This is a genomic window from Paraburkholderia sp. 35.1 (genome assembly GCF_050436525.1).
GTDB classification, from domain to species: Bacteria; Pseudomonadota; Gammaproteobacteria; order Burkholderiales; family Burkholderiaceae; genus Paraburkholderia; species Paraburkholderia tuberum.
The window spans coordinates 2411971-2435347 of the sequence record NZ_JBNDMJ010000002.1 but is presented as its reverse complement, the minus strand read 5'-3'; the positions used below and the strand labels follow the sequence as shown (position 1 = coordinate 2435347).

Annotated in this window: 22 protein-coding genes and 2 pseudogenes; 16 read left to right on the top strand and 8 right to left on the bottom strand. The window is 64.9% G+C overall.

Annotated features, from left to right (window positions below; translation table 11 throughout):
• Positions 1-104 precede the first annotated feature (104 nt).
• Positions 105-1295 carry a M20 aminoacylase family protein gene (locus OKW27_RS17030; RefSeq protein ID WP_429334168.1) on the top strand — a complete coding sequence of 397 codons (1191 nt, stop codon included), beginning with the start codon at positions 105-107 and terminating at the stop codon, positions 1293-1295.
• Positions 1296-1379: 84 nt separating this feature from the next.
• On the opposite strand, the gene OKW27_RS17025 is transcribed toward OKW27_RS17030, so the two are convergent.
• The gene (locus tag OKW27_RS17025; protein WP_090810481.1) at positions 1380-2204 is read right to left on the bottom strand and encodes an IclR family transcriptional regulator; all 825 of its coding nucleotides are present in this window, start codon (positions 2202-2204) and stop codon (positions 1380-1382) included.
• Between the two features lie 237 nt (positions 2205-2441).
• Between OKW27_RS17025 and OKW27_RS17020 the strand changes: the two genes are divergently transcribed.
• The 7 genes from OKW27_RS17020 to pcaF all read left to right on the top strand — a co-directional run bounded on the left by OKW27_RS17020 (position 2442) and on the right by pcaF (position 9541).
• A complete protein-coding gene (locus OKW27_RS17020; RefSeq protein WP_429334167.1) occupies positions 2442-3146 on the top strand; it encodes a FadR/GntR family transcriptional regulator in 705 nt (234 codons plus the stop codon).
• 72 nt (positions 3147-3218) lie between these two features.
• Positions 3219-4109, top strand: coding sequence for an L-threonate dehydrogenase (gene ltnD / locus OKW27_RS17015; protein WP_429334166.1), 891 nt, complete (start codon positions 3219-3221; stop codon positions 4107-4109).
• A gap of 14 nt (positions 4110-4123) precedes the next feature.
• Positions 4124-5437: a 3-oxo-tetronate kinase gene (gene otnK, locus OKW27_RS17010; protein ID WP_429334165.1), complete on the top strand. Its 1314-nt coding sequence runs from the start codon at positions 4124-4126 to the stop codon at positions 5435-5437.
• Entirely contained in the window at positions 5434-6096 is a 663-nt protein-coding gene (locus OKW27_RS17005; protein WP_184060667.1) for an aldolase, read from the top strand. Before otnK ends, OKW27_RS17005 begins: the two co-directional genes overlap by 4 nt.
• Before the next feature lie 61 nt (positions 6097-6157).
• Positions 6158-6958 carry a 2-oxo-tetronate isomerase gene (otnI, locus tag OKW27_RS17000; RefSeq protein WP_429334164.1) on the top strand — a complete coding sequence of 267 codons (801 nt, stop codon included), beginning with the start codon at positions 6158-6160 and terminating at the stop codon, positions 6956-6958.
• Between the two features lie 33 nt (positions 6959-6991).
• Positions 6992-7972, top strand: a complete 981-nt coding sequence (gene denD, locus OKW27_RS16995) for a D-erythronate dehydrogenase (RefSeq protein ID WP_429334163.1) — start codon at positions 6992-6994, stop codon at positions 7970-7972.
• Between the two features lie 366 nt (positions 7973-8338).
• The gene (gene pcaF / locus OKW27_RS16990; protein ID WP_184039328.1) at positions 8339-9541 is read left to right on the top strand and encodes a 3-oxoadipyl-CoA thiolase; all 1203 of its coding nucleotides are present in this window, start codon (positions 8339-8341) and stop codon (positions 9539-9541) included.
• A gap of 142 nt (positions 9542-9683) precedes the next feature.
• Here the strand turns inward: pcaF and dmeF are convergent, their stop codons facing one another.
• Together dmeF and OKW27_RS16980 are read right to left on the bottom strand one after the other, a co-directional pair.
• A complete protein-coding gene (gene dmeF / locus OKW27_RS16985) occupies positions 9684-10601 on the bottom strand; it encodes a CDF family Co(II)/Ni(II) efflux transporter DmeF (protein ID WP_429334162.1) in 918 nt (305 codons plus the stop codon).
• Positions 10602-10607: 6 nt separating this feature from the next.
• The gene (locus OKW27_RS16980; RefSeq protein ID WP_429334161.1) at positions 10608-10955 is read right to left on the bottom strand and encodes a metal/formaldehyde-sensitive transcriptional repressor; all 348 of its coding nucleotides are present in this window, start codon (positions 10953-10955) and stop codon (positions 10608-10610) included.
• A 171-nt stretch (positions 10956-11126) separates the two neighbouring features.
• On the opposite strand from OKW27_RS16980, the gene OKW27_RS16975 reads away from it, so the two are divergent.
• The 3 genes from OKW27_RS16975 (at position 11127) to OKW27_RS16965 (ending at position 13365) form a co-directional block, all read left to right on the top strand.
• Positions 11127-11705, top strand: coding sequence for a hypothetical protein (locus tag OKW27_RS16975; RefSeq protein WP_429334160.1), 579 nt, complete (start codon positions 11127-11129; stop codon positions 11703-11705).
• Positions 11706-11977: 272 nt separating this feature from the next.
• On the top strand, positions 11978-12925 hold the full coding sequence (locus OKW27_RS16970) for a hypothetical protein (RefSeq protein ID WP_429334624.1): 948 nt from the start codon (positions 11978-11980) through the stop codon (positions 12923-12925).
• Positions 12926-13113: 188 nt separating this feature from the next.
• Positions 13114-13365, top strand: coding sequence for a hypothetical protein (locus tag OKW27_RS16965; protein ID WP_429334645.1), 252 nt, complete (start codon positions 13114-13116; stop codon positions 13363-13365).
• Here the strand turns inward: OKW27_RS16965 and OKW27_RS16960 are convergent.
• The 4 genes and pseudogenes from OKW27_RS16960 to OKW27_RS16945 form a co-directional block, all read right to left on the bottom strand.
• A complete protein-coding gene (locus OKW27_RS16960; RefSeq protein WP_184060679.1) occupies positions 13357-13503 on the bottom strand; it encodes a hypothetical protein in 147 nt (48 codons plus the stop codon). The two genes, OKW27_RS16965 and OKW27_RS16960, sit on opposite strands and share 9 nt — an antisense overlap.
• A 13-nt stretch (positions 13504-13516) precedes the next feature.
• A pseudogene (locus OKW27_RS16955) lies at positions 13517-13721 on the bottom strand (transposase domain-containing protein); the annotation flags it as partial.
• Between the two features lie 68 nt (positions 13722-13789).
• Positions 13790-14419, bottom strand: coding sequence for a TetR/AcrR family transcriptional regulator (locus tag OKW27_RS16950; protein WP_429334159.1), 630 nt, complete (start codon positions 14417-14419; stop codon positions 13790-13792).
• Between the two features lie 76 nt (positions 14420-14495).
• Entirely contained in the window at positions 14496-15956 is a 1461-nt protein-coding gene (locus tag OKW27_RS16945; RefSeq protein ID WP_429334158.1) for an efflux transporter outer membrane subunit, read from the bottom strand.
• A gap of 76 nt (positions 15957-16032) precedes the next feature.
• On the opposite strand from OKW27_RS16945, the gene OKW27_RS16940 reads away from it, so the two are divergent.
• From OKW27_RS16940 to OKW27_RS16925, 4 genes and pseudogenes are all read left to right on the top strand, one after another.
• Positions 16033-16650 carry a TetR/AcrR family transcriptional regulator gene (locus OKW27_RS16940; protein ID WP_429334157.1) on the top strand — a complete coding sequence of 206 codons (618 nt, stop codon included), beginning with the start codon at positions 16033-16035 and terminating at the stop codon, positions 16648-16650.
• An 83-nt stretch (positions 16651-16733) separates the two neighbouring features.
• On the top strand, positions 16734-17849 hold the full coding sequence (locus tag OKW27_RS16935; protein WP_429334156.1) for an efflux RND transporter periplasmic adaptor subunit: 1116 nt from the start codon (positions 16734-16736) through the stop codon (positions 17847-17849).
• Positions 17846-20986 (top strand): efflux RND transporter permease subunit, encoded by a 3141-nt coding sequence (locus tag OKW27_RS16930; RefSeq protein WP_429334155.1) that lies wholly within the window; start codon positions 17846-17848, stop codon positions 20984-20986. The genes OKW27_RS16935 and OKW27_RS16930 overlap by 4 nt, the downstream gene beginning before the upstream one ends.
• Positions 20987-21021: 35 nt before the next feature.
• Positions 21022-21559 (top strand): annotated as a pseudogene (locus tag OKW27_RS16925) (SDR family NAD(P)-dependent oxidoreductase).
• A gap of 16 nt (positions 21560-21575) precedes the next feature.
• Here OKW27_RS16925 and OKW27_RS16920 read toward each other — a convergent pair.
• A complete protein-coding gene (locus tag OKW27_RS16920; protein WP_184060689.1) occupies positions 21576-22796 on the bottom strand; it encodes a sensor histidine kinase in 1221 nt (406 codons plus the stop codon).
• 13 nt (positions 22797-22809) lie between these two features.
• Here OKW27_RS16920 and OKW27_RS16915 point away from each other — a divergent pair, with 13 nt between their 5' ends.
• Positions 22810-23373 (top strand): response regulator, encoded by a 564-nt coding sequence (locus tag OKW27_RS16915; protein ID WP_429334154.1) that lies wholly within the window; start codon positions 22810-22812, stop codon positions 23371-23373.
• The last annotated feature ends 4 nt before the right edge of the window (positions 23374-23377 follow it).

The window sequence follows — 23377 nt, the reverse complement described above, 5'->3', positions numbered from 1 at the left end:
ACCCCGTATATAAGGCCTGTTAATCAGGGTGAAAAAAATAGCATCTTATTCGAACAAAACAGCGTGGCTATAGTGCGAGGCTACTCACTGGAGCCATACAAGCTATGAACGAGACCCCGCGTTTGACCGAAGTGTCCGATCTGGAACCCGCCGCCGCGAGCCTGCGCGAGATTCGCCATCAGATTCACCACCATCCGGAACTCGCGTACGAGGAAGTGCAGACCGCGGCGCTCGTCGCGGAAAAACTCGAACAGTGGGGCTGGCAGGTCACGCGCGGGGTCGGCAAGACCGGCGTGGTCGGCACGCTGAAAGAGGGTGACGGCAAGCGCAGCATCGGCATTCGCGCGGACATGGACGCGTTGCCGATCATCGAACAGACCGGCCTGCCGTACGCGAGCGGCACCCACGGCAAGATGCACGCGTGCGGCCACGACGGTCACACCACGATCCTGCTCGGCGCCGCGCAACGTCTCGCGGCCACGCGCAATTTCTCGGGCACCGTGCATTTGTATTTCCAGCCGGCCGAGGAAAGCGGCATCGACAGCGGTGCGCTGAAGATGATCGACGACGGCCTGTTCGAGCGCTTCCCGTGCGACGCCGTGTTCGGCCTGCACAACCATCCGGGAGCCGAGCCGGGCGTGTTGCTGTTCCGCAAGGGACCGTTCATGTCGGCGGGCGACAAGGCGATCATCACGATCGAAGGCGTCGGCGGCCATGCGGCGCGTCCGCATCTGACCGTCGATCCGGTCGTGGTCGCCGCGAGCATCGTGATGGCGCTACAAACGATCGTCGCGCGCAACGTCGATCCGTCGCAGCCCGCCGTGGTGACGGTCGGCTCGATGCACGCGGGCACCGCGAACAACGTGATTTCCGGCAGCGCGCGGCTCGAGCTCAGCGTGCGCTCGTTCAGCCCCGAGGTGCGCGCGTTGCTGAAGAAGCGCATCACTGAGTTGGCCGAGTCGCAGGCCGCGAGCTATGGCGGCAAAGCGCACGTCGAGTACATCGAAGGCTATCCGGTCGTCATCAATACGGATGCCGAAACGGATTTCGCGGTGCAGGTCGCGCGCGAACTGGTGGGCGACGACAAGGTGGTCGAGCAGACCGACATCCTGATGGGTAGCGAGGACTTCGCATTCATGCTGCAGAAGCGGCCGGGCACGTTCCTGCGCATTGGCAATGGCGTCGGCGAGGAAGGTTGCATGGTGCACAACCCGCACTACGACTTCAACGACAGCAGTCTGCCGATCGGCGCGGCGTTCTGGGCGCGGTTGGTGGAGCGCTATCTCGCGCAGTGAGCGCTTGATGCAAACGACGCGGCGCGCACGAGGCGTGCGCGCCCGGCTGCTCATCACCGCGCGGCCAGAGCCACGAAGCGTTCATTAGCCGCGCCGCGCGACCATCTCCGAGACTGTCTGTGCGGCTCGCTGCAGCGGTTCCAGGAACGCCTTCACCATCTGTTTGGCCGAATTGCGCTGTGCGTTGCCGCTGATGTTCATCGCGGCGATCACGCGGCCCTGGCGATTGCGAATCGGCGCGGACAGCGAAATCAAGCCGCCTTCGAGCTCCTGATCGACGATCGCCCACCCCTGGCGACGCACCTGCTCGATCAGCTTCTTCAACTCTTGCTTGTCGGTGACGGTGCGCGGCGTGTGCGAGTAGAGCGGCGTCGAGTTCAGCGTCGCGTCGAGCGTCTCGTCGTCGAGCGAGGCAAGCAGCACGCGGCCCATCGACGTGCAGTAGGCGGGCAGGCGGCTGCCGATCGACAGGTTGATCGTCATGATCTTGTGAGTCGGCACGCGCAGCACGTAGACGATCTCGGTGCGATCGAGCACGGCCGCGGAGCAGCTTTCGTGCACCTGCGCCGACAGGCTTTCCATCACCGGTTCGGCGAGATTCCAGAACGGCATCGAGGTCAGATACGCGAAGCCGAGGTCGAGGATCTTCGGCGTCAGACGAAACAGGCGTCCCTCGGCTTCCACATAGCCGAGTGTTTGCAGCGTCAGCAGGATCCGGCGCGCGCCGGCGCGCGTGAGGCCAGTCGCCGCGGCGACGTCGGTGAGCGTCTGTTCAGGCCGCGTCGCGTCGAACGCGCGGATGACCGCGAGGCCGCGCGCGAACGACTGCACGTACGAGTCGCCCGGTTTCTCCGGGGCCGGTTCGGCGTTGGCGGGCGCGACGGAAGACGGCGGCAGGGCTTTGCTCATGGACCTTGATGGTGGGTTCGGAAGAGTGCGCGCGAAGGACGCGCGATCGTTTCGATGCGGCGACGCGTTTTGCGTTGCGGCGCAAAGGCGAGACGATAGCTTAAGCCTTCTATTTCGCCAAATAACGCCGATTCGTGCAAAAACCCCAGGGTTTGCGTGGATGCGATTCCCACTCCAAATTTGTATGATGACCCGATAACCTGACTAGTTCGAGACACCCGGTCCAACCGATCCGCCATGTTCGACAAGATTCCCGCGCGCGCTTTGAGCGACACCGTCGCGCAGCAACTGCTGAAGCAGATCGACAAGGGCACCTTTGCGCGCGGCGCCAGGCTGCCGACCGAAGCCGTGCTCGCACAACAGTTCGGCGTAAGCCGCACGGTGATTCGCGAGGCGCTGTCGCGACTGAAGAACGAGGGGGTGGTCGAGCCGCGCCAGGGTAGTGGCGTGTTCGTCGCCGGACACGGCGCGATCCGCCCGCTGCGAATCGACTACGCGGAAGCCGTGGAGCCGGGCTCGGTCGTGCAGATCCTCGCGCTGCGTCGCGCGATCGAGGCGGAGGTCGCGTCGGAAGCCGCGACGCGCCGCAGCGATGCCGAGATGGCCGCGATCGACGCCGCGCTCGCGCGCATCGAGCGCGCGGTCGGCAATGGCGAAGACGGCGTCGCCGAAGACGTCGCGTTTCATCGCGCGATCGCGGCGGCTACGGGCAATCCGTATTTCCTGAAGACGCTGACGTTCCTCAATCAGTACCTCGAAGCGGGCACGGTCGTCACGCGCCGCAACGAGGCGCTGCGCGAGGACTTCTCGCGGCAGGTGCGCGAGGAGCACGCGGCGATCGCCGCGGCGATTCGCGCCGGCGATCCGATGGCGGCGCGCAATGCCGCGCAGACCCATCTGTACAACGCGGCGCGGCGGCTTGCCGAGGCGGGCATCGTCTGACGCGCTGAAGGCGCGCGGTGATTCCGACGCGCGCGGACCCACGAATGCGGCACCCATCCATAGAGGTCATGCATGTCGAGAAATGTCGGTGTCATTGGCTTGGGGGCCATGGGGCTCGGCGTCGCGCGCTCGCTGTTGCGCGCGGGCTTCAGGGTCCACGCGTGCGATTTGCGGCGCGACGCGCTGCAGGCGTTCGTCGATGAAGGGGGCATCGGCTGTGCGACGCCCGCGGAGCTCGGCGCGCAGTGCGAGGTCGTGATCACGCTGGTCGTGAATGCGGCGCAAACCGAGGCCGTGCTGTTCGGTGAGCACGGCGCGCTCGCGGTCATGAAGCCGGGCGGCGTCGTGATCGCGAGTGCCACGGTCGCGCCGGAGTTCGCGAGCGATCTCGGCAAGCGCGTCGAGGCGGCCGGTCTGCAGATGCTCGATGCGCCGGTGTCGGGCGGCGCGGCGCGCGCGGCGTCGGGCGAGATGACGATGATGACGTCCGGTCCCGCGGCCGCTTATGCCGCGTGCGAAGACGTGCTCGCCGCGATCGCCGGCAACGTGTATCGGCTTGGCGCCACGCATGGCGCAGGCTCGAAGGTGAAGATCATCAACCAGCTGCTGGCCGGCGTGCATATCGCGGTGGCCGCCGAGGCAATGGCGCTCGGCCTGCGCGAAGGTGTCGACCCGCACGCGCTGTACGACGTGATCACGCACAGCGCGGGCAATTCGTGGATGTTCGAGAACCGCGTGCCGCATATTCTCGCGGGCGACTACACGCCGCTGTCGGCGGTCGATATTTTCGTCAAGGATCTCGGCCTCGTGCTCGATACCGCGCGTCGCACGAAGTTTCCGCTGCCGCTGTCGGCGGCCGCGCATCAGATGTTCATGATGGCGTCGACGGCGGGCCACGGTGGCGAAGACGACTCGGCGGTCGTGAAGATTTTCCCAGGCATCGAATTGCCGACGAAGCAATAGGCGTGGAAGAGGTCATGACGGCTCAAACGAAACCCGCGCTGCTCGGCTGCATCGCCGACGACTTCACCGGCGCCACCGATCTCGCCAACATGCTCGTGCGCGGTGGCATGCGCACGGTGCAGACGATCGGCGTGCCCACCTCCAACGCAGCGCTTGGCGCCGACGCGCTCGTCGTCGCGCTGAAGTCGCGCACGATCCCGGCCGCCGACGCGGTCGCGCAATCGCTGGCCGCGCTCGCCTGGCTGCGCGCGCAAGGGTGCCGGCAATTCTTCTTCAAGTACTGCTCGACCTTCGATTCGACCGATGCGGGCAACCTCGGCCCGGTGACCGATGCGTTGCTGAATGCGCTGTCCGCCGAGTTCGCTGAGCGCGCGTCGTTCACGATCGCGTGTCCCGCGTTTCCCGAGAACGGCCGCACGATTTTTCGCGGTCATCTGTTCGTCGGCGATGCGCTGCTCAACGAGTCGGGCATGGAAAACCATCCGCTGACGCCGATGCGCGACGCGAACCTCGTGCGCGTGCTGCGGCGGCAAACGCAATCGAAGGTCGGGCTCGTGCGTTACGACCAGCTCGCGCAAGGCGATGCGGCCGTGCGTGCCGCATTCGCCGCGTTGCGCGCCGACGGCGTGCGCATCGCGATTGCCGATGCGGTGTCCGACGCCGATCTGCACACGCTCGGCTTGGCCTGCGCGGACCTCGCGCTGATCACCGGCGGCTCCGGCGTCGCGCTTGGTTTGCCGGCCAACTTCCGGCGCGCGGGTCTGCTCGGCGAGCAAACCCATGCCCCGCAATTGCCGCGTATAGAAGGTTTGTCGGCGGTGCTCGCGGGCAGTGCGTCGACGGCGACCAACGCGCAGGTCGCCGCCTGGTGCGCGACACGGCCCGCGTTCCGCATCGATCCGCTCGCGGCGGCGCGCGGCGAGGACGTCGTCGGCGAGGCGCTAGCGTTCGCACAACAGCGCTTCGTGCACGCGGAACCGGTGCTGGTCTATGCGACCGCATCGCCCGACGAAGTGCAGGCCGTGCAGCGCGAACTCGGCGTCAACGAGGCCGGGCATCTGGTCGAGAAGACGTTGGCGGCGATTGCGCGCGGTCTGCGCGAACGGGGTGTGCGCAAGTTCGTCGTCGCGGGCGGCGAGACTTCGGGCGCCGTCGTGCAGGCGCTCGACGTGCGCATGCTGCGCATCGGCGCGCAGATCGATCCGGGCGTGCCGGCCACGGTGACGACCGGCGCCGAGCCGCTCGCACTCGCGCTGAAATCCGGCAATTTCGGCGCCACCGACTTCTTCGACAAGGCCCTGCGCCATCTCGACGGAGCCGCGCAATGAGCGACGCACCGGCACTTCACACCTGCGCCGAAGCGCGCGTTCGCGAGGAAATCTGCGCGGTCGGCGCGAGCCTGTATCAACGCGGCTATACGGTCGGCAGCGCCGGCAACATCAGCGCGCGGCTCGACGACGGCTGGCTGATCACCCCGACCGACGCGTGCCTCGGCCGCCTCGATCCCGCCGACATCGCGAAGGTCGATGCAAACGGCCACGCGGTGTCGGGCGGCAAGCCGTCGAAAACGCTGGCGCTGCATCGCGGTATCTATGCGCGCAACGGCGAGGCGCGCGGCATCGTCCATACCCATTCGACGCATCTGGTCGCGTTGACGCTCGCGGGCGTATGGAGCGAAGCGGACGTGTTGCCGCCGATCACACCGTACTACGTGATGAAAGTGGGCCACGTACCGCTGATTCGCTACGAACGCCCGGGTGATCCCCGAGTGGCCGCGCAGATCGCTGCGCTGGCCGATCGGGTGCGCGCGGTGTTGCTCGAACGTCTGGGGCCGGTAGTGTGGGAGCGCTCGGTCGCGCACGCGTCGTATGCGCTCGAAGAACTCGAGGAGACCGCGCGCCTGTGGCTGATGACGAATCCGCGGCCCGCGCCGCTCGACGCCGCCGCGATCGAAGAACTCCGTGCCGCGTTCGGCGCGCGCTGGTAGCAGCGCGCATTGCCGATGAACGCCGCGCACCGTATCGCACTGTCTTGAAGGAGCTGCCACCATGCCTCGCTTCGCCGCCAATCTGTCGATGATGTACAACGAGCACGCGTTCCTCGATCGTTTCGCCGCCGCCGCGCGCGACGGCTTCAACGCGGTCGAATTCCTGTTTCCCTACGAGTTCCGCCCGGGCGAGCTGAAGGCGCGGCTCGACGCGCATGGCCTCACGCAGGCGCTGTTCAATGCGCCACCCGGCGACTGGAGCGGCGGCGAGCGCGGCCTTGCGTCGTTGCCGGGCCGTGAGGACGAGTTCCGCCGCGGCATCGACACGGCACTCGAGTACGCGCGCGTGCTCGGCAATCGCAAGCTGCATGTGATGGCGGGGTTGATCGCCGGCGATCAAGCGGGCAAAACGCAGCGCAAAACACAACGCGACGTGTATCTGAACAACCTCGCCTATGCCGCGCGGGCCGCGCAAGCCGAACGGATCACGGTCGTCATCGAGCCGATCAATACGCGCGACATGCCCGGCTATTTCCTCAATCGACAGGACGACGCGCAAGCGATCTGCGCCGAAGTCGGCGCGCCGAACCTGAAGGTGCAGTTCGATTGCTATCACTGCCAGATCGCTGAGGGCGATCTCGCGATGAAGCTCAAACGCGATATGGCCGGCATCGGTCACATCCAGGTTGCGGGTGTGCCCGAGCGGCACGAGCCCGACATCGGTGAGCTGAACTACCCGTACCTGTTCGATCTGATCGATGCGCTCGGCTACGACGGCTACATCGGCTGCGAATACCGGCCGCGCGCGGGGACCTCGGCGGGGCTTGGCTGGCTGAAGCCTTATCTCGATGCGGGGCGTTGACTCTTTCCGACAACCACTGACGCACACGTAACCATGAAAGTACTGATCACCGGCGGTGCCGGTTTTCTCGGCCAGCGTCTCGCGCGCGAGCTGCTCGCGCGCGAGACGCTGAAAGATGCGCACGGCGCACCGCAAGCGATTACCGGGCTCGTGTTGCTCGACGTCGTGCGCGCACACGATTTCGGCGATGCGCGCGTGCGCACCGAAGTCGGCGATATCGCGGAGCGCAGTGTGCTCGAACGCGTGATCGACGATCAAACCTCGGCGATCTTTCACCTCGCTGCGATCGTCAGCGGCCAGGCCGAGGCGGACTTCGATCTCGGCATGCGCATCAATCTCGATGCGTCGCGGCTGCTGCTCGAAATCTGCCGGCAGCGCGGGCACCAACCGCGCGTCGTGTTCACCAGTTCGGTCGCGGTCTACGGTGGCGATCTGCCTGCAGTCGTGCAGGACGACACCGCGCTCAATCCGCAGTCGTCGTACGGCGCGCAGAAGGCGATCGCGGAGCTGCTGCTCAACGATTATTCGCGGCGCGGTTTCGTCGACGGCCGCGTGCTGCGGCTGCCGACCATCAGCGTGCGGCCGGGGCGGCCGAATGCGGCGGCGTCGTCGTTCGCGAGCGGCATCGTCCGCGAGCCGCTCAATGGCGAGGAGGCCGTGTGTCCGGTCGCCGGTTCGACGCGGCTGTGGTTGCTGTCGCCGCGCAAGGCGATCGAGAGTCTTATCGCCGGCCTCGAACTCGACGGCGCCGTGCTTGGCAAGCAACGCGTGCTGAACCTGCCGGGCTTGTCGGTCAGCGTCGACGAGATGATCGCGGCACTGCGCGAGGTCGCGGGCGAGGCGGTCGCGAACCGCATTGTGCGGCAACCCGACGAGCGCATCGAGAAGATCGTCGGCAGCTGGCCCGGCGCGTGGGATACGTCGCGCGCCGAACGGCTCGGGCTCGCGGCCGAGCGCAGTTTCGCGGACGTGATTCGCGGCTACATCGCCGATGAAGGAATCGAAGTTCGCTGAAGATCACCCCCTCCGCGTATTCCCTGGTGTCGCTTGGCACGGCTGCGGCCGTGCTTGACATGCTTTCGCGCCCCCGCCTATTATCGAGGCTGTTTTGTTCGATATATGACCTTGTGTTCGTATATAGAACACGAGGCAGGGCGAAGAAGAGGCGACAGCCGTATCGGTCGTCAATCCCAAGCCCATCGTTCACGATCCTGCGCTAAGCTGCTTCGACGTGTCGGCGCGCTACGCCGCCGCCATTTTGCAGTTGCCCGTCCGCGGCCGTTGGCGCCCAGGGCCGATGCCTCGGCGCCTCGAACCGGCCTCATCGGTGCGAAGCCGGCCGAGGCGCAGCGCACGCAGCATCTCAACTGGAGACATCCCATGACCGAAGCATTTCTGTGCGACGCGATTCGCACCCCCATTGGCCGCTATGCGGGTTCGCTGTCGTCGGTGCGCGCCGACGACCTGGGCGCGGTGCCGCTCAAGGCGCTGATGGAGCGCAACAAGAACGTCGACTGGACCGCGATCGACGACCTCATCTACGGCTGCGCGAACCAGGCCGGTGACGACAACCGCAACGTCGCGCGCATGTCGCTGCTGCTCGCGGGTCTGCCGAAGGACGTGCCGGGCTCGACGGTCAACCGTCTGTGCGGCTCGGGCATGGATGCGGTCGGCATCGCCGCGCGCGCGATCAAGTCGGGCGAGGCCGCGCTGATGATTGCCGGCGGCGTCGAAAGCATGAGCCGCGCGCCGTTCGTGATGCCCAAGGCGACCAGCGCGTTCTCGCGTCAGAACGAGGTCTACGACACGACGATCGGCTGGCGTTTCGTGAATCCGCTGATGAAGAAGCTGTACGGCGTCGACTCGATGCCGGAAACCGGCGAAAACGTCGCGACCGACTACAACATCAGCCGCGCCGACCAGGACGCATTCGCGCTGCGCAGCCAGCAGAAGGCGGCGCGCGCGCAACGCGACGGCACGCTCGCGCAGGAGATCGTCGGCGTGACGATCGCGCAGAAGAAGGGCGATCCGATCACGGTCATGCAGGACGAGCATCCGCGCGAAACGAGCCTCGAAACGCTCGCGAAGCTGAAGGGCGTCGTGCGTCCGGACGGCACGGTGACGGCCGGTAACGCATCGGGCGTGAACGACGGCGCGGCGGCGTTGCTGCTTGCCAATGAAGAGACCGCGAAGCGCTTCGGCCTCACGCCGCGCGCCCGCGTGCTCGGTGTGGCCACCGCCGGCGTCGAGCCGCGCGTGATGGGCATCGGCCCGGCACCCGCCACGCAGAAGCTGCTCGCGCGTCTGGGCATGACGATCGATCAGTTCGACGTGATCGAACTGAACGAAGCGTTCGCCTCGCAAGGTATCGCGGTGCTGCGCGCCCTCGGCGTCGCCGACGACGATCCCCGCGTGAACCCGAACGGCGGCGCGATTGCGCTCGGGCACCCGCTCGGCATGAGCGGCGCGCGTCTGGTGACGACCGCGACGTATCAGCTGCAACGCACGCAGGGCCGCTTCGCGCTGTGCACGATGTGTATCGGCGTCGGCCAAGGCATCGCGATCGCGATCGAGCGCGTGTGATGCGTGAGCTGGTTTAGCGCCAGCTTCGGTCCCCGCGCTAGGCGGGTCTCCGCGCAAGCTGAATAGTAAAAAGCAGAAGGGCCGGCGTCGAGACACGCCGGCCCTTTGTTTTGATCGCGCCTTGTTGCGCCGGGCGCAGGCGTTATGACGCCGCTTCGACGGTCAGATGCATGACCTCATGCACCGGTGCGAGCCGCGCGCGGATCGTCTCGGCCGTAACGCCGCCATGCGTGCGCACGCTGACGATCGCCGCTCGCGCCTGCGGGCCGATCTGCCAGACGTGCAGGTCGGCGATCTCGGCATCGCCGTGCGAATCCAGGATTTCGCGGATTTCGCCGGCCACGTGCTCGTCGGTTCTGTCGAGCAGCACGTCGGCCGTGTCGCGCATCAGCGTCCATGCCCAGCGCGCGATGACGATCGATCCGACGATGCCCATCAGCGGGTCTGTCCAGACCCACCCGAGATAGCGGCCGGCCAGCATGGCCACGATCGCCAGCACCGAGGTCAGCGCATCGGCGAGCACGTGCACGTAGGCCGAGCGCAGGTTGTTGTCGGACCCATGCGCATGGTCGTGATGATGGTGATGATCGTGATGCCCATGGTGCGCATGGCCGCCCGACAACAGCAGCGCGCTGACGATGTTCACGACCAGCCCGATCGCCGCAATCACCGCGGCCTGCCCGAACGCGACACCGGTGGGATGAACGAGGCGGATCGCCGATTCGATGCCGATGCCAAGCGACACCAGCGCGAGAATCAGCGCCGAAGCGAAGCCGGCAAGCTCGCCCACTTTTCCCGTTCCGAAACTGAACGCGCGGTTTGCCGAGTTGCGTCTCGCGAACGCATACGCGAGCGCGGCAATGCCGAGCGCGCCGGCATGCGTCGCCATGTGGAAGCCATCGGCGAGCAGCGCCATCGAGCCGGTCACGTAACCGGCCGCGATTTCGCCGATCATCATGACAACGGTGAGCGCGACGACGAAGCGGGTCCGGCGCGCGTTGTCGTCGTGCGCGCTGCCGAGAAACGAGTGCTCGTGTTTGCGGATCAGATGGTCAGTCATACAAACTTACTTCGAATAGCGGCGGATTGCGCCGATCAATGCATCAACTCCCTTCTTGCGCTGGCTGGCCGTCAGGTCCGGATGCGCGACATGTTCGCGCGCGTGCGCCTCGACGATCTCGTCGAGCAGGCCGTTCATTGCGCCGCGGGTCGCGGCCACCAGGTGCAGGACTTTTTCGCAATCGGCGTCCGACTCCAGTGAACGCTCGATAGCCTGAACCTGGCCCGCGATGCGATGAACGCGTTTCAATAAGCCGTCTTTGTGTATGCTCAGATGTGCCATACATATACCCCCTATGGGTATACAGGATAGCACGGTGCCGAGATGGCGTTTCTGATGGCTGTCGGCGGCCATGCCGATGCATACCGTCGGCAAATCGTTCGCGTCATACTGTTGGTCGTGGTTGTCCTGTAGGCGCGGAGTTCATGACGCCGGGCACGAATGCTGCGTAGCACGAAGCGATTGCGCTCGACGTGCATGACCGACCGTCAAGCCGTATTGATACCTTGCAGGAGGAGAACGCGGATGAAAACAGCGACGATAGCTGCAGCATTGGTCAGCGCGGTGGTGGCCGCGGCCCCGCCGGCGCGAGCGCAGGACGACATGGCGAGCACCGCGCAAGCGATGCTCAGCGCGGCGCAGCCGGTGCATATGACGGCGGAGATCGTCGCCATCGATGCGGGCAACCGTTCGCTGACATTGAAGGGTCCGCATGGCGACGTCGCGATCGTGCTCGTCAGCCAGCAGGTTGCCGGTTTCGATCAGCTGAGGATCGGCGATCGCGTCGACGTGCTGTACAAGAATGCGTTGCTCACCAAGGTCGAGAAGGCTAGCAGCGCGGGCAAGGGGATTCGCGAGCGGGCCGACCGGCGGAGCTATGCGCCGGCGTCGGGCGGGTACGAGTCGGCGCGGCAGACCGAGGTGCTCGCGACCGTGCTGAAGATCGATCGCAAGCAGCGCCTCGTGACGCTGCGCGGCGCGTATCAGACCCAGACCTTCGAAGCAGCGCCCGACGTCGATTTGAGCGACGTGAAGGTCGGCGACACGGTGCATGCGGCGTTCGTGTCCGCCGCCGCGGTGCAGGTGACGCCGGTCGGGCAGTGAGCGGCTGGGGCCGCAGTCGATTCCGGCGGCCGCATCTGTTTCGCAAACTATGTCGAAATATGTCGCGGCTCCCGCCGAATGCCCGCAAAACCTTGCCTGGCGGGCCCGCGTCGCGGTGAAACAGCGCGACATATGTTCCGTGATGATTTCCGCGGAGTGTCCTTCTATAGTCCGTTCGTCGCCACGCGGCAGTGACGCAAGTGGCCCGAATCCAGCAAGGACATACCGTGAAAAATCGTTCATTCGCAGGTTCCGACAGGGTCTGCGCCAGCATGGCGCGAGGCGCGCTGCGCAAGGCGGTGCTCGGCGCGGCCGCCGCCGCGCTCGCGCTCGGCAGCGCATCGGCGTTCGCGTGGTCGGGTCACGGCACCGCGTACACGTCGCGCGGCGTCTATAACGGTTCGCACTACGGCTCGTGCGGCGGCGGTAGCTGCTCGCATGCGGGCAGCGTGGCCGGTCCCTATGGCGGCGTCGCGAGCAACACTGGCACGGTCACGCGCACGGCGCCCGGCCAGTTCACGAACTCGGGTACCGCGACGGGCCGCTATGGCAACTCGGTGCAGCACTCGGGCGACACCAGCTGCGCGGGCGGCTCCTGCTCGCATAGCGGCACGCTGACCGGTCCCGACGGCAAAACGGCGACGACGTCCGGCGACGTGACGCGCACCGCGCCGGGCCAGTATTCGTCGTCGGGCTCGATCACCGGGTCGAACGGCAATACGGTCAATCATTCTGCGTCGACGAATTGCGCGGGTTCGACCTGCGCGCGCTCGGGCACGGTGACGGGTCCGGACAACAACAACGTCTATCACTCAGGCACCGCGACGCGGGTCGCGCCCGGCGTCGTGACGACTTCGACGAGCGTGACCGGCACGCAAGGCCACACGGTGACCTCGAGCGGTACGGTGGTAACAGGTGGGGTGGTGGTCGCGGGCGGGACCACCACGGCGACCGGTACGACCGTGGTCGTTGCGCCGAAGCCGGTGGTGGTCGTGGCGCCTCCGCCGGTCGTCGTGCCGCCGCCGGTCGTGTACGTGCCGCCGCCGGTCGTGGTGACGCCTCCGCCGGCCTATGTTCCGCCGCCGGTGGTGGTCGTGGCGCCGTCCCCGCCGCCGGCCGTCTACGTCGCGCCGCGTCCCGTCTACGTCGCGCCGCGGGCTGCGGTCTGGGTGCCGGGCCATTGGGTCGGGCGCGTGTGGGTGCCGGCGCATTGGGCGTGACGATGAGCGCGGCGATGAGAATCAGAACCTGCGTAGAATCGTGGCGCTCACGTCGCGCCGCGCGGTGCGACGCGACGTGCGAAATGGCGGGCTCGTGTCCACCATCTGCTGAGGCGGAGCGTCACTCGCGAGCGCAAAGGGCTGGGCGGGGCGCGCTCCGCAAAACGGTCGCGCTCGCGACGATCGTCGTGGCGACGTTGCTGGCGGTCAACGCAGTCATCGACGCCAGCGACGCCAACGACGACCTTCGCGCGAACCCCGCCGCCGGCGCGGCGAGAGACTGTTCCGCGCGCTACGCCGCGTTGCTCGATCTGGCCGAACTCGCGCGGCGTGACGGCAATTCGTCCGAGGTGGTCGTGCGTGGCTTGAGCCAGCAGAACGGGGCAATGAGCGAGTGCATACCTGAAGGCCGCGTCCGGCCTGCACCGCCATTACATTGAACGCGGCCGCGTCAGATCGCGTTCCAGAAAAATCGCGCCGGGGATCGGATTGAACACGTAGGCGTCGATGGGCTCGAATCCCAGCGATGCGTAGAGGCCGAGCGCCGCTTGCATCGTCGGCAGCGTGTCGAGACGCATGCGGCGATAGCCCCATCGCGAACAGCGAGAATCCCTTGAAGAGGTATCGGTCCTGATTCTGCGCAACCCAGTTTCTGGCTGATTCGTGAAACAGCCACGCCAGTGGCGCCACGCCGACGCTGCCGCGCCTGGGTGATGGCACTCTTACTCACAAACGACACATCGGCCACAGGTAACGCAAGGTCCAGTTCATCGACGACCTCACTGATTGACTGGTGTGTGGCTGATACCAACTAATGGATTGAATCGCTTGACCGGGTATTTGCGGAGGAGGCGCAAGATCAAACTATGTTTCAGTCAGGACTGGTGCATTGCAGAACATCTTTGTCAAAACGTTGCTAAAAATCGCTTCGGCCGAAGCGTTCGACAGATCATTGGGCATCGTCATGTTGAAGTAGAGGATGCCGTCGACCAATGCGATAACGGCGAGCGCGTGGTCGGCGAAAGGGCCCGGCAACTGTATGTTGAGGCGCTTGCATAACTGCTCAATGAAGTACGCGATCATGTCGCGCTTTTGCAGGCATAAGGCATTCACATGTTGTCGGAATTTCGCGTCACGCATGGCATGCAAACGTGCCTCAGCCCGGATGATGTAGTTGTTGTCGTCGCGATAGCACTGCGCGTACAACAAGGTGAGCTGCACTTGCAGGTTTTCGCTGGACGGTGCGGCGTCTCGCAGCTTCTGCAAGTTTTCTTGCATGTTCTGGTGATCGAGACGGAGCAGTTCGACGAATAGATCGCTCTTGCTGCTGAAGTTCGAGTAAAACGCGCCGCGGGTATAGCCGGCCTGGGCTGCGATATCCTCCACGCTAGTCGCAGCAAACCCTTTTTCGGCGATGCTCGACGCTGCTGCGTCGAGCAAGCGCCGCCGGGTTCGCTCGCGGCTTTCTGCTCGCGTCATTCGTTTGTGTGGCATGCGGCAAAGCGCTCATCTGGCAAAGAACGATGGCCAAAATCCACGCTCCTCGCAAATCGTTGGGTGCGTAGGGTTGCTATTTGATGGCGACCGTTTCGGATTCGCGAGGTTGCCATCCGCCACCGAGCGCCTTGAAGGCAGCAACGGCTGCGCGTGCGGATTCCGTTTGCGCCTGCACCCGCTCGTCCGAGGCGCGTAGCAGGTTGTCGTCGGCCTGCAAGACTTCGATCAGGCTGACGACGCCTTTTTGATAGGCTGCGAACGAGGCGGCTCGCGCCCGGCCGAGCGAGTTCACTCCCTGGGCGAGCACCGCGGCCTCTTGCTCGCGCTTCACGAGTGCCGAGAATGAGTTCTCGACGTCTTCGGTTGCATGCAGCGCGGCGAGCCGATACGCGGCCAGCATTTCCGCCTGCTGCCCCTTGGCCTGCTCGATCTGCGCATTGATGCGGCCGAAATCGAACAGACGCCAGCGCAGCCCCAGCACGCCAGCGGCCTGATTGGCGCCGGTACTGAACAGGTTGCCGCTGGCCACCGAGGTGGCGCTGCCGAGCAGTCCACTGAGCGACACCTTGGGGTAATACTCGGCGATGGCCACGCCAATGCGCGCGTTCGATGCGGCGAGGCGACGCTCGGCCACGATCAGGTCGGGCCGGCGCCTGAGCAACTCACCCGGCGATCCTGTGTCCGCGATCCGCGGGGCGACCGGGATGTCACCAGCTTCGACCAGTTCGGCTCGATGCGTGCCGGGCTGTGAACCCAGCATTACATCCAGCGCGTTCATCGCTGCATCCAGACCCGCCTCGAGGACCGGGACGGATGCCTGAACCTGGGACAGCGCACCTTCGGCCTGGCTCACCTGAAGGTCGGCCGCCAATCCTTTGCTATACAGGAGGTTGATGGTCGAAAGCAGATCCTGCTGCGTCTGCACCTGCCGCCGTGCAACCTTCAGACGGGCCTGCAATCCACGAATCGTGATGTAAATATCGCCAGTCTGCGCCGCCACTGCCAGGCGAGTGGCCGCCGCACCGGCTTCCGAAGCCTGGTATTCGGCAAGTGCCGCTTCCCGCCCGCGACGGAGGCCACCAAACACATCCAGTTCCCAGCTCGCGTTGAAATTAGCCTCGTAATCATTGCCGTAGCGATCGAAACCGGGCGTCGAATTCAGGACTCGCCCCAAGGGGGATTCGACCGACTGGTAGACTCGCGCCGCCTGCCCGCTGACAGTGCCGGACGGCAGCAGCGCGGCATTCGCCGCGCCAAGTCCCGCGCGCGCCTGCGAGACGCGAGCGGCGGCCTGCGCGAGGTCCAGGTTCTGATCCAGTGCGAGCGTGACGAATCGTGTCAGTTGCGGATCATCGAAACCCGTCCACCACGTGACAAGGTCGGCACTGGCCGCCGCGTGCCGGTGATCCACCGCGGCCTGGCCCTGGAACTGCTCGGGCATGGCTACATTGGGCCGGACATAATCGGGGCCTACGGCGCAGCCAGCCGAGAGACTGGCGGCAATAACCGCGGCAAGGATGGGTTTGGGTAGCATGAGCGTCTTCGCAAGATTCCGGTGGTGACTATAATACCAAATAGTCACTGGTTGTCCATTCCTGTATGCTACTCCCATGAAAAAAGCCACCAGTTCCCCCATCCCGGCGCGCGGCCCCGCTGACCACGAGGTACGGGACCAGATCGTTGTCGCCGCCACCGAGCACTTCAGCCGGTATGGCTACGAGAAAACGACGGTCTCAGACCTCGCCAAGGCGATCGGGTTTTCCAAGGCCTACATCTACAAGTTCTTCGAGTCCAAGCAGGCCATTGGCGAGAGGATTTGCGCGAACTGCCTGCACGAGATCGAAACCGAGGTCAGGTCGGCCGTCGCACAGACCGATCTGCCACCGGAGAAGCTGCGGCGGATGTTCAACGTCTTCACGGAAGCGAGCCTCCGTCTGTTTTTCCAGGACCGCAAACTTTATGAGATTGCCGCATCGGCGGCCACGGAGAACTGGCAGGCGGTGCTTGCGTATGAAGAGCGCGTCCAGAAGTTGCTTCGGGACGTCCTCCAGGAGGGTCGGCAAAGCGGGGACTTCGAGCGCAAAACCCCCCTCGATGAGACTGCGATGGCGATCTATCTGGTGTTGCGCCCCTACCTCAACCCAATGCTTCTGCAGTACAGCTTCGATTACACCAAGGTCGCGCCTGCACAACTGTCCGGTCTCGTGCTCCGCAGTCTGTCGCCTTGATGGAAATCTCGGTTGTGACCATTGACTAATTTGGTCACAAGAACCATAATGAAAGCCCCGATCACTCCGTCAATGGGTCTTTCATGCTCCGGCGTCGCCTTGCTACCTCTACAGTCGTCTGTGCACTGGCACTTGCGCTAGCCGCCTGCGGCGCAAAAGCACCGTCCGATCCGCGCACCGAAGCGCCCCTGGTGCGCACCGCCATCGCTCGGGCGGCGATCCCCGCCTCCCGTTCGTTTACCGGAACCGTTGCCGCGCGTGTGCAGAGCGACCTGGGATTTCGCGTCTCCGGCAAGGTGCTCGAGCGGCTGGTGGATGCCGGGCAAACCGTCAAACGCGGCCAGCTGCTGATGCGCCTCGACCCCATCGATCTGAGGCTTGCCGCGCAGGCCCGGCAGGACGCAGTCACCGCCGCGCGAGCACGGGCGCAGCAGACCGCGCAGGACGAAGAGCGCTACCGCGACCTGCGCGGCACCGGCGCGATATCGGCATCGGCCTACGACCAGATCAAGGCGGCGGCCGATGCCGCCAAGGCCCAGCTCAGCGCGGCCGAGGCTGACGCCGACGTTGCGCGCAACGCGACGGGTTATGCCGAACTGTTGGCGGACGGCGATGGCGTCGTGATGGAAACGCTGGCCGAACCGGGCCAGGTCGTCAGCGCCGGCCAGCCCGTGGTGCGCCTGGCGCACGCCGGGCGCCGCGAGGCTGTCATCCAGCTACCCGAAACCCTGCGCCCCGCAATCGGTTCGGTCGCCCAAGCCACGCTGTTCGGCAACGGCGGTGTTAGCGTGCCGGCGACGCTGCGCCAGCTTTCGGATACGGCGGATCCTCGTACCCGGACCTTTGAAGCGCGGTATGTGCTGCAGGGAGAACTGGCCGACGCCCCACTGGGCGCCACCGTCACGGTCCAGATTCCGGACGCGCGTTCCGCGGCGCAAGGCGGTTTGCAGGTGCCGATCGGCGCGCTGTTTGACGCGGGCAAGGGACCGGGGGTGTGGGTCATCAACGGCGAGCCGGCAAAGGTTGCCTGGCGGCCGGTTACTGTCGAACATCTGGACGACGATAGTGCTCGCGTCGCCGGTGAGATCCGGCAAGGCGACCGGATCGTCGCGCTCGGCGCGCAGCTGCTGCGCGAAGGCGAGCAGGTCCGGGTGACAAGTCAAGCCGTCGCCATGACGGCCGAGGGAGCCCGTCCGTGAGCGAAGGCCGTTTCAACCTGTCGGCGCTCGCCGTGCGCGAGCGCTCCATCACCCTGTTCCTGATCTGCCTGATTTCACTGGCCGGGCTCGTTTCGTTCTTCAAGCTGGGCCGGGCGGAAGACCCCGCGTTCACGGTCAAGGTGATGACCATCATCACCGCATGGCCGGGAGCCACGGCGCAGGAAATGCACGATCAGGTCGCCGAGAAGATCGAAAAGCGCATGCAGGAGCTGCGCTGGTACGACCGGACCGAGACCTACACACGGCCTGGGCTGGCCTTCACGACCTTGACCTTGCTCGACAGCACGCCGCCGTCGGAAGTGCAGGAACAGTTCTACCAGGCCCGGAAAAAAATCAGCGACGAGGCGGGCAATCTTCCATCCGGCGTGATCGGACCGATGGTCAACGACGAATACGCGGATGTTACCTTCGCGCTGTTTGCGTTGAAGGCGAAGGGTGAACCGCAGCGCCTGCTCGTTCGCGATGCCGAGACGCTGCGCCAACGGCTGCTGCACGTGCCGGGCGTGAAGAAGGTCAACATCATCGGCGAGCAGGCGGAGCGGATCTATGTCGAGCTCTCACATGACCGGCTGGCAACGCTGGGCGTGAGTCCCCAGGACGTGTTCGCCGCGCTCAACGGTCAGAACGCCCTGACGCCGGCCGGCTCCGTGGAGACCAAAGGTCCGGAGGTGTTCATTCGCCTGGACGGCGCCTTTGACAACCTGCAGAAGATCCGCGACACGCCGGTCGTAGCGCAGGGCCGCACGCTGAAGCTAACGGACATTGCCACCGTTACGCGTGGTTATGAAGATCCGGCGACGTTCATGATCCGCAACAACGGCGAACCGGCACTGCTGCTGGGCATCGTCATGCGCGACGGCTGGAACGGGCTCGATCTTGGCAAGGCACTGGACAGCGAGGTCGGCGCAATCAACGCCGGGCTGCCGCTAGGCATGAGCCTGACCAAAGTCACCGATCAAGCCGTCAACATTCATTCGGCGGTCGACGAGTTCATGCTCAAGTTTTTCGTCGCGCTGCTGGTGGTCATGCTGGTGAGTTTCGTCAGCATGGGCTGGCGGGTGGGCCTCGTCGTTGCCGCGGCCGTACCGCTGACACTCGCGGTGGTGTTCGTCGTGATGGCCGCGACCGGCAAGAACTTCGATCGCATCACGCTCGGCTCGCTGATTCTCGCGCTCGGCCTGCTCGTGGACGACGCGATCATCGCGATCGAAATGATGGTGGTAAAGATGGAGGAAGGCTACGGCCGCATCGCCGCCTCCGCCTACGCGTGGAGCCATACGGCCGCGCCGATGCTGGCGGGCACGCTGGTGACCGCCGTCGGCTTCATGCCCAATGGCTTCGCGCGCTCCACCGCGGGCGAATACACCAGCAACATGTTCTGGATCGTCGGCATCGCACTGATCGCATCGTGGGTCGTCGCCGTGGTCTTCACGCCCTACCTGGGTGTGAAGATGCTGCCCGACTTCAAAAAGGTCGAAGGCGGTCACGACGCGATCTACGACACGCCGCGCTACAACCGCTTCCGTCAGCTGCTCACGCGCGTCATCGCGCGCAAATGGCTGGTCGCCGGTTCGGTCGTGGGCCTCTTCGTGCTGGCCATCCTCGGCATGGGCGTGGTCAAAAAACAGTTTTTCCCGATCTCCGACCGTCCCGAAGTGCTGGTCGAGGTGCAGATGCCCTATGGCACGTCGATCTCGCAAACCAGCGCGGCCACGACGAAGGTTGAAGCGTGGCTCGCGAAGCAGAAGGAAGCCAGGATCGTCACCGCGTACGTCGGGCAAGGCGCGCCACGCTTTTACCTGGCGATGGGGCCGGAACTGCCCGATCCGTCGTTTGCCAAGATCGTGGTGCGCACGGACAGCCAGGATGAGCGCGACGCATTGAAGCAGCGACTGCGTCAGGCAGTCGCCAACGGTCTCGCCTCCGAGGCGCGCGTGCGGGTCACGCAACTCGTGTTCGGTCCGTATTCGCCGTTCCCGGTCGCCTACCGTATCTCTGGCCCGGACCCGGACAAGCTGCGCGGTATTGCGGGAGAAGTTGAGCAGGTGATGGACGCCAGTCCGATGATGCGCACGGTCAACGCTGACTGGGGTACGCGCACGCCCACGCTGCACTTCACGTTGCAGCAGGACCGTCTGCAGGCGGTGGGGCTCACATCCAGCGCCGTGGCGCAACAACTGCAATTCCTGCTAACCGGCGTGCCCGTCACCGCCGTGCGTGAGGATATTCGAACCGTGCAGGTCATCGCGCGTTCGGCCGGCGATGTTCGTCTCGACCCGGCGCGGCTCGGCGACTTCACGCTGGCTGGCGCGAACGGGCAACGCATTCCGCTGGCGCAGGTGGGCAAGGTGGACGTGCGCATGGAGGAACCAGTCATGCGCTGGCGGGACCGCGTGCCGACGATCACGGTACGGGGCGACATCGCCGACAACCTTCAGCCGCCGGACGTATCGACGGCGATCACCAGGCAGTTCCAACCCATCATCGCCAGGCTTCCGACCGGCTACCGTATCGAAGAGGCGGGCTCCATCGAGGAATCGGCTAAAGCGACGAAAGCCATGTTGCCGCTCTTCCCGATCATGCTGGCGGTTACGCTCATCATCATCATCTTCCAGGTGCGCTCGATCTCCGCAATGGTGATGGTGTTCCTGACCAGCCCGCTGGGCTTGATCGGGGTGGTGCCGACGTTGATCCTGTTCGGGCAGCCGTTCGGCATCAATGCGCTGGTCGGTCTCATCGCGCTATCGGGCATCCTGATGCGCAACACGCTGATCCTGATCGGACAGATTCACCAGAATGAGCAGGCGGGGCTGGATCCGTTCCATGCGGTCGTCGAAGCTACCGTGCAGCGTGCCAGACCGGTGATCCTGACGGCCATGGCGGCGATCCTCGCTTTCATCCCGCTGACCCATTCGGTGTTCTGGGGAACCCTCGCGTACACGCTGATCGGCGGTACGTTCGCCGGGACGATTCTGACCCTGGTCTTCCTGCCGGCGATGTATTCGATCTGGTTCAAGATTCGACCCGAGCGTATCGCCGGCTTGCGCAAAGATCGGCATGAGCAGGTGCAGCCTTCCGAGCAAACGCTGCAGGACGCGCTCGACGCGGACAGTTAAAAAAACACCATCAATTCACCTGAAGGGAGCTGTTCATGTCGAATTCCACTGTTGTCGTTGTTACCGGCGTGTCATCGGGTATCGGACGCGCCGCCGCCGAGAAGTTTGCCAGGCGGGGGTGCCGCGTATTTGGCACCGTGCGCAGCATCGCAAAAGCGGCGCCTATCTCGGGAGTCGAGCTTGTCGAGAATGGGACTCTATTCGGCGTCCAAGCACGCTGTGGAAGGGCTGACCGAAACCCTGGATCATGAGGTGCGCCAGTTCGGCATACGCGCAACGCTGGTCGAACCGACTTTTACCAGGACCAATCTCGACATCAATGCGCCTCAGGCGGGTTCGGAAATCGCCGACTATGACCGCGAGCGTGCCCTTGCAATGAGCGCAGTCGTGAACAGTGTCAAAGGTGCCCCCCAGCCCGAGGGCGTGGCAAACACTATTGTCGAAGCGGCGCTTGGCGCTTGGCGGATGCGTCGCACGCCTGCCGGACAGGCGTCGTTGCTGAGCAAGTTAAGCCGCTTTATGCCCGCTGGTCCCGTCGATTCAAGCTTGAGGAAAACATTCGGACTTGGTTGAAGCGCTCGTCCACGCATCACATTGCGGCCAAGGTTCGACGCAGCGGAAACCGGATCTCGAACGTGGTCCCCACGCCCTCGCGCGACGCAAACTCGATCTGCCCATCGAGCACGCGGCATAACTCCCTGACGATCGCGAGCCCGAGCCCCGTGCCCGGAATCTCGTCGCAGGCCGCGCGCTCGAACTCATCGAATACGCGCTCCGCGTCGGCGGGCGCAATGCCGACGCCGGTGTCGGAGACGCGAATCGCCCAGTGTTCGGCGCCATGCATCGCGAACCGGATTTCGACTTGCCCCGACTTCGTGTACTTGATCGCGTTGGTCAACAGATTGACCGCGATCTGCTTGAGCTTCAGCCGATTCGACGTGACGACCGGCAGCGCCGCGTCGAACGCGCTGCGCAACGCAAGCCCTTTCGCCTCGATCGACGGTCGCGTCGACGCGACGAGTTCGTCGAAGAGTTCGCGCAAATCGACGTCTTCGAGCACGAGCGGCGCGGAGTCTCCGAGCACGACCGAGTACTCGACCATCTGGTCGACCAGTTGCTTCATGTCGGCAGCCTGACGGTTCGCGAGCGTCAATGCGGCATCGGCTTTCGACGGCGCTCGCTCGATCAGTTGCAGCGCGACCGAAAACGCGTTGAGGAAATTGCGCAGATCGTGCACGACGCTGCGCGTAATCTGCATCCGCGATGCATATAGATCGCCGACCAGCCGTTGCTCGAGGGTCAATTCGTGATTCGCGCGTTCGAGCCGTCCCGTGTATTCGTCGATCTTGCGATCGCGTTCGGCGACCACTTCCTTGATCGACTCATACCTGACCACGCTGAATGCTTCGGCGATCAGGCGGCGCGCGCGGCTCTCGTGACGGCGCGTGCACGTCCGGTCGCGTTCGACGAACTCTTCGAGCGCTTCGAAGAGCACCTGCTGAAACAGGTCCAGTTCGCGCACCAGCTCTTCGATCCGGTAGCCCTGCTGCCAACGGACCTTGCCGTGCTTTTTCGCGTCGCGTTCGATCGACGTTTCGACGCGCTCGAGATCTTCTGCATCGAGCGCCCGGCACAGCTCGTCGAGAATATCCGGCAGATGGTCGGCCAGTTGCCGATAAGTGAGCTTGTCCGCTTCGACGAGATCGGCGTCGGCGGAGACGGCATGCATCCATTGCCGCGTCAGGCCGCCCCGTTCCGCGCGGATGAAGTTGGCGAAGTTGCGCAGCGGGCTCACGCGTCTGTCGGTCATGATGGATACCGGAATGGAGTTTCTACAACATACAACGCGCGAACGGTTCGAACGCCTCGATTTGCGCGGGCACCGCAAACCTGTTTCGCTGGCCGATCGGCCACGCGACCCGATGCGCGCCGGCAACCCGCGTCATTATCCGCGCAATTGCCGTTCGTGGAACACCTCTTGCGAGACTCTGATCAGACGAGAAGGCAAATTTTGTCCGCAAAACATGATGTATTCGATATTGCTGGTCGACGACGAACCGGAAATTCTAGCCGCATGGCGGTTGATTCTGGAGAGCGAAGGGTATGAGGTGAGTTGCGCGAGCAATGGCGCCGAAGCACTCGCTTGTGTCGTCGCTCACGTTCCCGACCTGATTGTTACGGACTGGATGATGCCGGTCATGGACGGCGCGGAGTTATGCCGCCGTTTGAAATCGATGCCGTTATCCGTCAACGTACCGATTCTGGTCCATACCGCGGTGCCGCCTTCGGACAGCGATGCGCATTACTGCAGCGCATGTCTGCTGAAGCCGATCGGCGCGGATCTCTTTCTGACCACGATCGCGCAGCTCTGCGCGCCACGATGCTGATATG

What these genes read in the sequence shown, in the direction of transcription:
- OKW27_RS17030 (WP_429334168.1), top strand. Translation starts at nt 105, where the DNA reads ATGAACGAGACCCCGCGTTTGACCGAAGTGTCCGATCTGGAACCCGCC.
- OKW27_RS17025 (WP_090810481.1), bottom strand. Translation starts at nt 2,204, where the DNA reads ATGAGCAAAGCCCTGCCGCCGTCTTCCGTCGCGCCCGCCAACGCCGAA.
- OKW27_RS17020 (WP_429334167.1), top strand. Translation starts at nt 2,442, where the DNA reads ATGTTCGACAAGATTCCCGCGCGCGCTTTGAGCGACACCGTCGCGCAG.
- ltnD (WP_429334166.1), top strand. Translation starts at nt 3,219, where the DNA reads ATGTCGAGAAATGTCGGTGTCATTGGCTTGGGGGCCATGGGGCTCGGC.
- otnK (WP_429334165.1), top strand. Translation starts at nt 4,124, where the DNA reads ATGACGGCTCAAACGAAACCCGCGCTGCTCGGCTGCATCGCCGACGAC.
- OKW27_RS17005 (WP_184060667.1), top strand. Translation starts at nt 5,434, where the DNA reads ATGAGCGACGCACCGGCACTTCACACCTGCGCCGAAGCGCGCGTTCGC.
- otnI (WP_429334164.1), top strand. Translation starts at nt 6,158, where the DNA reads ATGCCTCGCTTCGCCGCCAATCTGTCGATGATGTACAACGAGCACGCG.
- denD (WP_429334163.1), top strand. Translation starts at nt 6,992, where the DNA reads ATGAAAGTACTGATCACCGGCGGTGCCGGTTTTCTCGGCCAGCGTCTC.
- pcaF (WP_184039328.1), top strand. Translation starts at nt 8,339, where the DNA reads ATGACCGAAGCATTTCTGTGCGACGCGATTCGCACCCCCATTGGCCGC.
- dmeF (WP_429334162.1), bottom strand. Translation starts at nt 10,601, where the DNA reads ATGACTGACCATCTGATCCGCAAACACGAGCACTCGTTTCTCGGCAGC.
- OKW27_RS16980 (WP_429334161.1), bottom strand. Translation starts at nt 10,955, where the DNA reads ATGGCCGCCGACAGCCATCAGAAACGCCATCTCGGCACCGTGCTATCC.
- OKW27_RS16975 (WP_429334160.1), top strand. Translation starts at nt 11,127, where the DNA reads ATGAAAACAGCGACGATAGCTGCAGCATTGGTCAGCGCGGTGGTGGCC.
- OKW27_RS16970 (WP_429334624.1), top strand. Translation starts at nt 11,978, where the DNA reads ATGGCGCGAGGCGCGCTGCGCAAGGCGGTGCTCGGCGCGGCCGCCGCC.
- OKW27_RS16960 (WP_184060679.1), bottom strand. Translation starts at nt 13,503, where the DNA reads ATGCGTCTCGACACGCTGCCGACGATGCAAGCGGCGCTCGGCCTCTAC.
- OKW27_RS16950 (WP_429334159.1), bottom strand. Translation starts at nt 14,419, where the DNA reads ATGCCACACAAACGAATGACGCGAGCAGAAAGCCGCGAGCGAACCCGG.
- OKW27_RS16945 (WP_429334158.1), bottom strand. Translation starts at nt 15,956, where the DNA reads ATGCTACCCAAACCCATCCTTGCCGCGGTTATTGCCGCCAGTCTCTCG.
- OKW27_RS16940 (WP_429334157.1), top strand. Translation starts at nt 16,033, where the DNA reads ATGAAAAAAGCCACCAGTTCCCCCATCCCGGCGCGCGGCCCCGCTGAC.
- OKW27_RS16935 (WP_429334156.1), top strand. Translation starts at nt 16,734, where the DNA reads ATGCTCCGGCGTCGCCTTGCTACCTCTACAGTCGTCTGTGCACTGGCA.
- OKW27_RS16920 (WP_184060689.1), bottom strand. Translation starts at nt 22,796, where the DNA reads ATGACCGACAGACGCGTGAGCCCGCTGCGCAACTTCGCCAACTTCATC.
- OKW27_RS16915 (WP_429334154.1), top strand. Translation starts at nt 22,810, where the DNA reads ATGGAGTTTCTACAACATACAACGCGCGAACGGTTCGAACGCCTCGAT.